The organism is Allomuricauda sp. R78024 (genome assembly GCF_044596045.1).
In the GTDB taxonomy this organism is placed as follows: domain Bacteria; phylum Bacteroidota; class Bacteroidia; order Flavobacteriales; family Flavobacteriaceae; genus Flagellimonas.
Genome location: NZ_CP138995.1, coordinates 2,523,434 through 2,535,870, shown reverse-complemented (window position 1 = coordinate 2,535,870; position 12,437 = coordinate 2,523,434). Strand labels below are relative to the sequence as shown.

The window sequence follows — 12,437 nt, the reverse complement described above, 5'->3', positions numbered from 1 at the left end:
GCATGGCTGATTTCTCCGCAGAATAACACCCTGCTACCGCAAGATGGTATCTTGTGCGCCACTTACTTTACAGCTATAATAGTCGCACCCCTGACACACTGCTGTCATATCACTATCTTAGCTTTGCATTACTATAAACCAAAAAACACTTTAAAATGGAAATCTTCAAAATTGTTATCCTTTCATTATCAGGTCTTATGTTGGTGTTTGTGGGTGCCATGCGCTTAAGCAACCCCATAAAAGCCTATGTAAAGAATTCAGGAATTACCTTGGAGAACAATGTCAATCTATTAAACGAAATGAGAGGGGTAAGCGCTGTAATGCTCTGTGGGGGAATCCTAACATTGCTGGGGACCCTTTTCTCAAGTTTTACTTTTACTTCCTTTGTAATTGCAGCACTGATTTTTCTTGGCTTTGCTATAGGCAGACTTGCAAGTATAGCAGTTGATGGTAAACCAAACAAACAAATCACTCAAGGCATATGGTTTGAACTTGTTTTGGGCGCCGCCAATATTTTTGGTTTGGTAAACACTATGGTTTAGAAAACACGAACTACAGTAAGATTGTATCTTGCAATGTCTAAATAATAATACATGATACGAATACTATACAACTGGAATGTAGCACCAGAAAAATTGGAGCTTTTTATTGAGACGTGGAAAAAAACAACCAATAAAATCCATAAAGAGGTTAAGGGAGCAAGGGGTAGTTTTATGGTACAGAGCGATAACGACCCTACAGCAATTAAAACCATGGCAAGATGGGATTCTCTTGATGACTGGAAGAAATTTTGGCATGAGGGCAACCATAGCCAAATGGGATTCATGCATGATTTGGGAGAACGGGTCTCTGTAGAAATCTTTAGGGAAATAGATGATTTCACAAGCTAAGATGAAGTGCCCTTCTCTGCCTCAAGATTGTATCTTGTAATATATTTGGAATACAAATGCCTTTATTAGGAACCATCGCCGAGACTGATATACAACGTGTCACATTTCAATAAAGTTCTCGTCTTTATATAAACAACACAACCATGAAACATCTCCTTTTAGGGCTTTTTTTGGTGACCCAGCTTAGTATCAGCCAACAAAATACTGCTAAGCTAAACCCAAATGGCCTTCGTATAGAACTCACTAATGGCCTTTGGTTTAATGGAAATACATTTGTGAAAAGAACTGTTTGGGTAAAAGACGGTATTTTAAGTTTTTCTAAGGAAAATACCCAAAATGACACGGTTATTGACCTCACTGGCAAGTATGTTATCCCTCCTTTTGCCGAAGCCCATAACCATAACTTGGAAAGCGATTACGAACTGGAAAAACGAATTAAAGCCTACCTGGATAATGGCGTGTTTTATGTAAAGCACCTTTCTTCTATAAAAAAGCGGATAGATCCATTAATGCACCATTACAATAAACCAAGCGGCATAGACGTAAGCTTGGCGCATGCGCCCTTAACGGGAAGCGGCGGGCATCCTGTTGCACTAAGAAAAAGATTCCTTGGGTATGGCCATTTTGATGGACTTTTCAACACTATAGAAGAGATAGAATCTCATGGTTATTTTATTATAGACAATGCGGACGACCTAAATCGTAAATGGGACCAAGTGCTATCTTTTAAGCCCGATTTCATCAAGATCAACCTGCTCTATTCCGAAGAATACCAAAAACGGAAAAACGATACGGCCTATTTTGGCAAAAAAGGCCTTAATCCAGACTTGGTACCTGCTATCGTTGCAAAAGCGCATAAAAACAATTTAAGGGTTAGCGCACATGTGGCCACGGCCCACGATTTTCATGTAGCGGTAACGGGAGAGGTCGATGAAATTGCCCACCTGCCCGAAATTCATAACGGCAAGCACATTGCTCTGGAAGACGCTCAATTGGCTGCACAAAAAGGCATGGTGGTGACCACCACGGCTTCCTTGGTCACCAAAAACAGGAAAAGACCCAATTACGACCAACTGTTGAATAATGTACGCTCCAATTTAGAAATCCTAAAGGAGGCAGGTGTAACGATTGCCATTGGTTCTGATATGTACAACGATAGTTCAGTTGGAGAGTTCCAGTTACTGCAGTCCCTAAACCTGTTCAGTAATCTGGATTTGCTTAAAATGTGGTGCGAAAATTCGGCCACCACTACCCTGCCTCATAGAAAGATTGCCCTTTTAAAGGAAGGGTATGAGGCGAGCTTTTTGGTGTTGGATAAAAACCCTTTGGAGGACATAAAAGAAATCAATAAGTCGATTATCTTAAAAATTAAACAGGGTATCATCCTAGATTGATATGCTACTCTCTCCCTTAAACTAGGCTTTGATCTAAAGGCACCGTATCTTTACAGTGTGAAAAACATTATTTCTTAATGTCATCCTGAGCATGTCGAAGGAACATAAGAAATGACTTGGATTTTCAATCATGCTGGAAAAAGAAAAAAAAATAATCCTGTTTGACGGCGTTTGCAACCTTTGTAACGGCGCTATCCAATTTGTCATCAAAAGGGACAAAAAAGATACGTTTCGCTATGCTGCCCTACAAAGCGAAATTGGGGAGCAACTTATCGCCGAACGCGCTATTGATACCACCAAGGTAGATTCCATCATTCTAATAGAACCTGGAGTGGCTTATTTTACCAAATCAGATGCTGCATTGAACATTGCAAAAGAATTTGGGGGAGGTTGGAAGTTATTGGGCACCTTTATTTGGATACCCAAATCGTTTAGAGATGTTATTTACGACCTAATCGCACGCAACAGATACAATTGGTTTGGCAAAAAGGATGCCTGTATGATTCCGACTCCAGAATTACAAGCTAAATTTTTAGATTCATGATGACTATGGAAAAGCTATCTCACAAAATTTATGATTATTTAATTGATTCTGGACTGGCACCTGAATGGGCTTCATATATAAATCTTGCAATTCTTCTGATTGGCCTTCTTGCTATACTGTTCTTACTTGATTTTATACTAAGAAAAATATTGGTTGGGCTATTTACGCGACTATCCATAAACTCCAAAACGCATTTTGATGATTTCTTGGTCAAAAATAGGGCTCCACGTAATATCGCCCATATTGTTCCTTTGGTCATACTCTTCAAAGCTGTTCCATTTGTTTTTCGGGATTTTCCGGTAGCAGAACCCTTCCTGTTAAAAATTATAGAGGTCGTTGGTATTTTTCTTTTTCTATGGATTGTTAGAAGCCTTCTCCATACTATTAAAGACTTTCTTAAAACCATACCAAGCCTAAAGGATAAGCCGATAGACAGCTATATTCAGGTGTTCATGATTTTCGCATGGGCTTTAGGATTGTTCTTTGCCTTTTCGATTATCACAGGAATTGAATTATGGAAATTCTTTACAGCCTTGGGAACAGCATCTGCTGTTATCATTCTTGTGTTTAGAGACACTATCATGGGGTTTGTTGCCAGTATTCAGGTATCTATAAATGACATGGTACGCATTGGTGATTGGATCACTTTTGATAAATACGGAGCAGATGGTGACGTTATAGAAATAAATCTGGCTACAGTGAAAGTCCAGAATTTCGATAAGACTATTACAACGATTCCAACCTATGCCCTTATTTCAGATTCGTTCAAAAACTGGCGCGGCATGACCAATTCTGGGGGCAGGCGAATTAAAAGAGCTTTGCTGATCAAACAAGAAAGTATCCGTTTTCTGGAGAAGAGTGATGTGGAATCCCTTCAAAAAATTGAATTAATATCAGAATACTTGAAGACCCGAAGTACTGATATTGACAAGTACAATACCGAGCATGATGTGGACAAATCAATACTCCTCAATGGAAGGAATCTGACCAATCTTGGTATTTTCAGAAAGTATATCGATGCGTATCTTAACAATCATTCTGGAGTAAATAAAGAAATGATCATTATGGTACGGCAACTGGACCCCACCTCACAAGGTATTCCTATGGAAGTCTATGCATTTAGCAATGATAAGCGCTGGGCCAACTATGAATATATTATGGCGGATATTTTTGATCATCTATTAGCCGCTATTTCATATTTTGACCTTGAAGGCTTTGAATTGCCGAGTAGCAGTAATTTTACATCGAAGTGATGTAGTAGATATTTTAAAAAGTTGTAAAAGCAACGCTTACCTCTATTTATTATCTAATACAAAACCTAACTATGGAAAAGTTTATCATTACTATACTTTGCTTTATAACCCTTACCGCTTGTTCCAATTCAGATAATGAATCAAAAGAAGATATTTTGAGTGGGGTTTGGAATGTACAGAACATTAGTGGTGGTTTTGTTGGCATGAATCAAACTTTTGAAACTGCAACCATCACATGGACCTTTAATGCTTCTGATTCCAAACTTATTGTGGTGAACAACAATGTCCTGGTTGATGTTATTTATGATGGATTGGATTCAGGCTTGTACCCCTACTCCATTATTGAGGTGGATGATGAAAGTTTTTTGGAAATAAATGAACAAGAGTTTGCTGGTATCTCCTTTACAAATGGTCAACTTATCCTAGATCAAAATAAAATATCTACAGGTTCTGGTGCAGATGGGTTTATCATCTCATTTGCTCCATAATAATCCTTCTTTTTGGCTTTCCTAACCCAGATGCACGGTTTACCATCCAAATGGTAGTGGTTGCATATTTCTAATTTCACAAATTGATTGTTGCACTTAAGTTTACCCAAACTATAAATCCAACAATTATGAAAAAGCTAATACTTCTCCTCATGCTCTTCCCAATATTAGGGTTTGGGAACGACAAAAAAATTCCTTCAAAAATTAAAGATGTCACTGTATACCTAAGCGGTGCCCAGATATACAGAAAGGCGCAATGCACATTGAGTGAAGGCACCAATGAATTGGTCTTTTCTGGACTTTCTTCCAAAATTGAGGAGAGTAGTATTCAAATTTCTGGGTTACAAGCGGTTTCCATCTTATCCATGTCCTATGATTTAAACTATTTGGAAAAATCGGAAGGCAATCCACAAGTAAAGAAATGGGAAGATGAGATTATCCAAACCCAACACGAAATCACCATGCTTAAAAACTTGATTGCAGGTTTGGAAGAAGAAGAAAAGGTAATCACTACCAATAGAATGGTAAGCACGGACAATCAAGCTTTGGATTTAGAGAAAGTAAAGGAAATCAGTAAGTACTATAGAGAGCGTATAACTGCTATTAAAAACGAGGTTTTTAGAACCAATCTTAAAATAAACAAGTTCAATTTAGAAATTGGCACATTAAGAAAGCAATTGGCCGAAGTCAATAATGCTCCAGAAGAGGAACAGGGAGAATTGACTATCACCTTTGATGCACCCATAGCAGCAAACCTGGATTTATCCATTTCTTATTTGGTTAGAGATGCCGGATGGATTCCAAACTATGATATCAAATCCAAAAAACTGAATGCTCCTATTGACCTTTCTTATAAGGCACATGTATACCAGAAAACTGGCAAGAATTGGGATAATGTGAATGTTACATTGTCCACAGGAAACCCAAATATGAATGTGAACAAGCCAAATCTAGGTGCTAAATACCTCAACTTTGTGAGCAGATACGCCAAGCAACAAAGGCCTTCGGCTAAGAAAAAAGGGTATGCATACAATCCTACTGTGCGGAAAGTCATTGGTACCATTGTAGATGAATCTGGGAGTCCTTTACCAGGAGCTACAGTAATTGTAAAAGGAACAAGCAATGGCACACAAACTGATTTTGATGGTAATTTTTCATTGGATGTAATTTCAGGCAAGGAATTGGTCATTTCATATATTGGACAAAAAACACAAGAACTACCGATTTACTCTTCAGTAATCAATGCTCAACTGGAAACAGATGCAGCGGCTTTGGACGAAGTAGTTGTAGTTGGTTATGGAACAAGTAAATCGTCTTCCGTAAGTTCTGTGCTTCAAGGTAAGGTATCAGGCGTTCAAATTTCCCATAGTTCTGGTAGTTCCGGCGCAATTAACGATATTCGAATAAGAGGTAATTCCAGCTTTCAAAGAGCACAGCAACCACTTTATATTGTTGACGGCGTTCCTTTAGAAGGTTTTGGCGAAGGTGACTTGGACGAGAATGAAATTCAAAGCATGGAAGTCCTCAAAGGTGCTGAATCCAGTGCACTATATGGCAGCAGAGGCGTAAATGGGATAGTGGTCATTACCACTAAGAAGAGTTCTATACAAGATGATTTGACCAATACCAAGTTCGTAATCAAAAAAACTTATTCCATAGTTTCTGATGGAGATATTACAGCTATTGAAATAAATACTTTTAAGCTCTCTGCTGAATATGAGTATTTTGCTGCTCCCTTAATCAATGAAAATGTTTTTCTTACCGCTACATTGAAAGATTGGGAGAAATACCAATTATTACCCGGCGAGGCCAACGTTTACTTTGAAGGTGGTTATGCCGGTAAAACCAATCTTGATCCCTTTACCGTGAAAAAAGAAATGACCCTTTCTCTTGGTATTGACCCAGGTATTACGGTAACCAGGAAACAACAGCGTAATTTTAAAAGCAAATCATTTACTGGAAGTAACCGCACTTTGGACCGTGTTTATGACCTTGAGGTAAAAAACAGCAAAAGCTTGGCCATTGATTTAAAGTTGATGGATAGAATTCCAATCTCTCAGAACAAAGAGATAAAGGTGGATGATGTGGAGCCACAGACAGCAGAATACAACAAAAAAACAGGTTTGCTAACCTGGAATATGAAATTAAACAGTCAGGAGAGTAAAAAGGAAAGTTTCTCTTTTCAGGTAAAATACCCTAGAGGAAGATATATTTCACTTTAGCATATAGATAAGCATGTCATTTCTTTTGAAATGGCATGCTATTTAAGATTGTTCAGTATAAAATCCAACGTCTTGTTCGTATTCAGTTTCTGCTCAAATGACAGACTTTTATGAGTAATGGGTTGCACCAAGCCCAATTGTCTAAGGTGATTCATCTGCTCTTCGTAATCCAGTGAAACCTTACCGGTGAACAAGATATCCAACGGCTCTTCATTTTGATACCGCTTGTATATTTTTCGCAATCCGCTTAAATACAAACGATCTTTGGTAAAACCACCTCCACGATGTGCTCGTAGCGTAATCCCAAATGCCTCTTCCCTATTTAACTTATATTGCCCGTGGATTAAATCAAAAGTATCAGCAAAACTATAACCTTTTATTAGACCATCCGCTGCCATAACCCTGTATGCAAGTTCTTTTAATCGCCTAAGCGTAAGTGCTCCGCCCATATATTCGCTAAAAACAGACAACCCTTCCTGGGTTTCCACATTTTTAGGCAATCCGTTGGAAAATATTTTTAACGGCTGATCTAGGCCATTGAATGTAGTGACCAAATGCACCCCTATTTCATGGTTGGCCAAAGTGAGCAATTGATTTTTACTGAATTTGACATTTTTCTTGATCAACAAAGTCTGTGAGCTATTACTCACCATGGCCTCAGCAGCAATATTCGTTGAAAACCGAATTTTAAGCGGGAAATTATATCTGGTTATATAGTCTTCAAAATAAGCCTTGGCTTCATCTGGAGAAAATACCTTATCCATATCTACTGAACTAGGTTCATCCTTAAAATGAAGTATAAATCTAGCATTCTGCACATCCTTCTCCGTTGGGGTTCCAAATGCGCGAAGGGAATTGTAATAAAACTTTTTACCTTGTCCAATCGTTTCAATGCATTGAATCATATTGGCATAATAATATATCACATCTTGATATAACTTACGGATAGATTCATCTTCAATACGTTCTAATCTTTGTGAGAAGAAAAGACGCTGAAGTTTGTATGAGTCAAACTTTAATTTGGGATACTTGAATTCTGGTTCTAGGGTATATTTTGAAGCAAAAAAACGATGTTTCTCCTTTTCTATGTTCAAAGGGTTCACATAATTGAGCAACTCAATTCGTTTCACCAAACGGTTCAAGTTTGAATCAATATCAAACAGCGCAGGGTATTCCTTTTGTAACTCTAGTTGCCGTTTTACTTCAATCATACGTGCTTTTGGAATTCTTCAACTTGCAAAGGTATCAAATCTTTAAGTTGATTCTCAACAGATTTTACCACTTCAGGATAAATAACGCCTGAATGCTCATCGCAGTATATTTTTGAGATTTCTGTCGCCAAAACCAGCGTGTCCTTAAAGTTTTGTGTAATGTATTTTAAGAAATAACCATTTCCTTGAAAAGTATCGTTGATTTTGGATGTAGATTGTATGCCATTGGGCAATTGCATAGCGCCTAACTTGGCTCGCCAACTTTCTATTAAAGTTCCAAACCTATCGTTATCCACATTGGATGTTCCCAAATTCCAAACAGGAACTTCCCTATCCCATCGTTTCCAATTGTAGCTATGCATATCAAACACCAATGTTTTTTGAAACTCGGCCTCCAATTTTGCAATCAGCGCGGTTACTACCTTATAAAAATTTTGATGCTTTGTTAAGCTCAAGTGTTTTTCCTCTTCAGAAAGTGGTTGTTTCCAAAGTTTTTTACCCCATGCATCCTCATAAATAGCGCGCTCTGGTTCTCTGTTTAAATCATATTCAAATCGGCTGTCACAACCTGCAATAACAATGGGAAAGCTTTGTACCATTTGTTTGGTGAATGGATCTTCTTCATACCAGCGTTCATACTCCGTATGTATACAATTATCCCACAGTGACTGACGAAACTGATGTCCATCATGCACCGCGCCGCATATGTAAGGAACGTATTTATCTATTTTTATGGTAAAGGAGTAGTCACTGGAAACTGCCTCAAAACATGCTCCATCCTCAATGAAATGAATGATATCTTCAATAGAGCGTTTATGCATTCTCCACTTCGCTTCGTAATCTAGACCTTCTATCAAAAGCCTGCAGTTTATCAATAACCTTGCTTTCAACAAAATCAATGACCTTGCATTGTATTTTTGTTTTGTAAACTTTATTCATGTACGTAATTCCACCGGGAGACATTACATTAACTTCTACCAACTTACCACCAATTACGTCAATACCAACAAAATACAGTCCGTCATTGACCAGTTTGGGGCCAATCTGTTTGCAAAGGGCTTTTTCTTCCTTGGTTAATGAATGCTTGGCGACAGTGCCTCCTGCAGAAACATTGGATCTATGGTCATCCGAACCTGGTATTCGCCTCATAGCTCCTATGGGTTCTCCATTCAGAATCAAAATTCTAACATCACCTTGGTCAGCACCTTCAATGTATTCTTGAAGTATAACGTAGTTAGAAGTTCCATCTGAATTAGTTACATAAAAATCCAACAATGATTTTATATTGGACATCGCAGCTCTTTCAATAAGGATTACTCCAGAACCCCCAAAACCGTTCAAAGGTTTTAAAATCATTTTATCCGCTTCGGATTCATTGATTTGTTTTACCAAATAGTTCTTGTTTTTTGAAACGTGGGTTGCTGGAATAATGTTGCTATGGCTATCACCAAATGCGGCAGTATACAGTTTATTATTTGCTTCGCGCAGCCCTTGAAGGGAATTCACAATAAACACATCATCCTTTACAGAATCTAAAAAGTTGAGCATTAAAGGATCTAGAGGTGGATTGGCACGCATGAAAATAACATCAAACCCGGCCAAAGGAAGCATTTCCTCTCTTAGTGATGCTTGTTTATAAAACGTTTTTAGGCTGCTTGAAACCTTATCCATTTTATTGATTACTGTACAAAAGGCACTGGTAACACTATTTCTTATGGTTAGATTGGCCGGAGTACACAGAGCCACCCCATGTTTTCTTTTTACACATTCATGAATAAGCGCAAGGCTCGTATCGTTTTCTGGTTGAATTTCTTCCCAAGGATACATTAAAAAACAGATATTCATAACTCTTCTTTGGTTTGTTATATAACTTCATCTAAGTGATCGTCCCACTCCTTGATATTTGGTTTTCCGAGTTTGCCAACGGATTTTGCAACAACCATGGATACCATGGCATCTCCAGTTACATTCACTATAGTTCTGCACATATCCAAAGGTCTATCCACAGCAAAAATCAATGCCAATCCTATGGCCAATTTATCAGCTGGGAAACCTATGGACTCTAATACGATCACCAACATTACCATTCCGGCACCTGGTACTGCTGCAGAGCCAATAGAGGCCAATAATGCGGTTAACACGATGGTTAACTGATCTCCAAAGGTTAGGTCAAAGCCTAATGCTTGAGAAATAAAAACCGCTGCTACGCCCTGATAAAGGCTTGTACCATCCATATTAATGGTTGCACCAACGGGCAACACAAAACTAGAAACTTCTTTGTCCACTCCTATGTGTTCCTCCACTCTTTCCATGGTCACTGGTAAAGTAGCGGCGCTGGAACTTGTTGAAAAGGCCAATAGTTGCGCAGGACTCATTTCTTTTAAAAACCAGAACGGATTCTTTTTAGTGTAAACGGAAACAACAATGGCGTAAAACACTATCATTAAAAACAGTCCCCCAACTACCACACCTGCATATTTTAATAGTGCTAGCAGTAAATCTGGATCACTGGAAGAAGTAACAACTCCTGCCAACAATGCAAATACGGCATATGGAGCTGAAAGCATAATAAGATCTACCATTTTTAGCACCACATCATTTAAGGAATCGAAAAAGTCTTTTAAAGGTTTTGCCCTGTTTTCACCAATCAGTAACATAGAAATCCCGAGAAATATGGTAAAAAAGATAACTTGGAGCATAAGGCCGTTATCGCTCATAGCTTTTATGGCATTGTCTGGCACCATATCTTCTAAAAACTGTAAAGGACCTCCATCTTTTTGACGCGTGGCCTCTTCTATTTTTGAAGTAACCCCCGAATCTGTTGCGTAGGTCTGGGTTAATTTGGCAACCGTTTCTTCCGAAATACCGTTTCCGGGTTTCAACGTATTTACAAGAAGTAAACCAATAGTAATGGCCACAACGGTAGTTAAAATATAAATTCCTATGGTTCTTAAACCAATATTCCTAAACTTAGAAATATCCTTTAAATCGGAAATTCCCTTGACTAAAGAAGCAATAATCAAAGGAATAGCAATAAGTTTAAGTAGTTTGACAAAAATTGTTCCCAGGGGTTGAATCCAGTCGGAGACAAAACCTTTACCCCAATCAATTTGGGTCATAACGAAGCCAAAAACAATACCTAACACCATCCCTATAAGGATTTTCCAGTGTAATTCTAATTTACGCATAGTTGGAATTTGCGTAGTAAGATACTATTTTGAGTGGAAAAAAATTAAAGAAGCTATTATATTTTGTTAGTACGCGCTAAAAGGGCGAAGTCTGCCAAAACCATAGCGGCCATGGCTTCTACAATTGGGACAGCTCTTGGAACAACACAAGGGTCATGTCTTCCTTTACCTTGGGTTGTCACTTTCTCGCCTTCTTTATTTATAGTTTCATAGGATTGAAGAACTGTTGCAACAGGTTTAAAAGCCACATTGAAATAAATGTCCATCCCATTGCTGATACCTCCTTGAATACCGCCACTTAGATTTGTTGTTGTAGTGCCATCACTGTTATAGGAGTCATTGTGCTCACTTCCTTTCATCGTAACTCCATTAAATCCGCTGCCATACTCAAAACCCTTTACTGCGTTGATTGAAAGCATTGCACCTCCTAAAGTAGCATGCAATTTATCGAACACCGGTTCGCCCAAACCAATTGGTACATTTTGAATGACACAGGTAATGACACCGCCAATAGTATCACCTTCTTTTTTAATGGATTTTATGTATTCTTCCATACGGGCTGCCGTTTCCATATCTGGACAACGCACTGGATTGGCCTCTATCTTTGAAAAGTCAAGTTCTTTGTAGTCTTTTTCCAATTTCATTTCACCAACTTGAGAAACAAAAGCATTGATTTTTACATCCGTTAGGAATTGCTTTGCAATAGCCCCTGCCACTACCCTACTTGCCGTTTCTCTAGCAGAACTTCTACCTCCACCTCTATAATCCCTAAACCCATATTTCTTGTCGTAAACGTAATCCGCATGAGAAGGTCTGTATGAATCTTTTATGTGTGAATAATCATTGGATTTTTGATTTGTATTATGGATAGCAAAACCTATAGGAGTTCCTGTAGTTTTCCCTTCAAAAAGACCTGAATAAATCTCAACTGTGTCAGGTTCCTTTCGTTGCGTGACTATTGCAGACTGGCCAGGCTTCCTCCTGTTTAATTCCAATTGGATTTTTTCCAAATCCAATGCTATACCGGCAGGACAGCCGTCTATTACTCCGCCAATCGCCCTACCGTGTGATTCTCCAAAAGATGTTAGTTTAAAAAGCTGTCCAAAAGTATTTCCTGCCATGTACCAAAAATTCAATAAGCTTCAAAGGTAGATGTTATAAATCTTTTTCAAAAAAAAGCTTGCCAGTTAATGTTTATGTAACGTATAAGGGTGTCAATTGATGTTTTTTTAACGGTATGCTCATAA

Annotated in this window: 12 protein-coding genes; 7 read left to right on the top strand and 5 right to left on the bottom strand. The window is 38.3% G+C overall.

Annotated features, from left to right (window positions below):
- Positions 1-155: 155 nt before the first annotated feature.
- The 7 genes from SJY44_RS11355 to SJY44_RS11325 all read left to right on the top strand — a co-directional run bounded on the left by SJY44_RS11355 (position 156) and on the right by SJY44_RS11325 (position 6,791).
- On the top strand, positions 156-542 hold the full coding sequence (locus tag SJY44_RS11355) for a DUF4345 domain-containing protein (protein WP_298926216.1): 387 nt from the start codon (positions 156-158) through the stop codon (positions 540-542).
- Between the two features lie 51 nt (positions 543-593).
- A complete protein-coding gene (locus SJY44_RS11350; protein ID WP_396589800.1) occupies positions 594-890 on the top strand; it encodes an antibiotic biosynthesis monooxygenase family protein in 297 nt (98 codons plus the stop codon).
- Between the two features lie 143 nt (positions 891-1,033).
- Positions 1,034-2,284, top strand: coding sequence for an amidohydrolase family protein (locus tag SJY44_RS11345; RefSeq protein ID WP_396589799.1), 1,251 nt, complete (start codon positions 1,034-1,036; stop codon positions 2,282-2,284).
- Between the two features lie 130 nt (positions 2,285-2,414).
- Positions 2,415-2,828, top strand: coding sequence for a thiol-disulfide oxidoreductase DCC family protein (locus tag SJY44_RS11340; protein WP_396589798.1), 414 nt, complete (start codon positions 2,415-2,417; stop codon positions 2,826-2,828).
- Positions 2,825-4,081, top strand: coding sequence for a mechanosensitive ion channel family protein (locus tag SJY44_RS11335; RefSeq protein WP_396589797.1), 1,257 nt, complete (start codon positions 2,825-2,827; stop codon positions 4,079-4,081). Before SJY44_RS11340 ends, SJY44_RS11335 begins: the two co-directional genes overlap by 4 nt.
- A 71-nt stretch (positions 4,082-4,152) precedes the next feature.
- Entirely contained in the window at positions 4,153-4,569 is a 417-nt protein-coding gene (locus SJY44_RS11330; protein WP_396589796.1) for a hypothetical protein, read from the top strand.
- A gap of 128 nt (positions 4,570-4,697) precedes the next feature.
- A complete protein-coding gene (locus SJY44_RS11325) occupies positions 4,698-6,791 on the top strand; it encodes a mucoidy inhibitor MuiA family protein (protein WP_396589795.1) in 2,094 nt (697 codons plus the stop codon).
- 38 nt (positions 6,792-6,829) lie between these two features.
- Here the strand turns inward: SJY44_RS11325 and SJY44_RS11320 are convergent, their stop codons facing one another.
- The 5 genes from SJY44_RS11320 to aroC are packed head-to-tail and all read right to left on the bottom strand — an operon-like array spanning position 6,830 to position 12,311.
- Positions 6,830-8,002 (bottom strand): flavohemoglobin expression-modulating QEGLA motif protein, encoded by a 1,173-nt coding sequence (locus tag SJY44_RS11320; RefSeq protein ID WP_298926196.1) that lies wholly within the window; start codon positions 8,000-8,002, stop codon positions 6,830-6,832.
- Positions 7,999-8,823 (bottom strand): N-formylglutamate amidohydrolase, encoded by an 825-nt coding sequence (locus SJY44_RS11315; protein WP_396589794.1) that lies wholly within the window; start codon positions 8,821-8,823, stop codon positions 7,999-8,001. Before SJY44_RS11315 ends, SJY44_RS11320 begins: the two co-directional genes overlap by 4 nt.
- Complete coding sequence (gene gshB / locus SJY44_RS11310) at positions 8,816-9,847, bottom strand: glutathione synthase (protein ID WP_298926190.1); 1,032 nt, start codon at positions 9,845-9,847, stop codon at positions 8,816-8,818. The genes SJY44_RS11315 and gshB overlap by 8 nt, the downstream gene beginning before the upstream one ends.
- Before the next feature lie 17 nt (positions 9,848-9,864).
- On the bottom strand, positions 9,865-11,190 hold the full coding sequence (locus tag SJY44_RS11305) for a dicarboxylate/amino acid:cation symporter (protein ID WP_396589793.1): 1,326 nt from the start codon (positions 11,188-11,190) through the stop codon (positions 9,865-9,867).
- A 56-nt stretch (positions 11,191-11,246) separates the two neighbouring features.
- Positions 11,247-12,311 carry a chorismate synthase gene (gene aroC / locus SJY44_RS11300; RefSeq protein WP_396589792.1) on the bottom strand — a complete coding sequence of 355 codons (1,065 nt, stop codon included), beginning with the start codon at positions 12,309-12,311 and terminating at the stop codon, positions 11,247-11,249.
- Between the last annotated feature and the right edge of the window lie 126 nt (positions 12,312-12,437).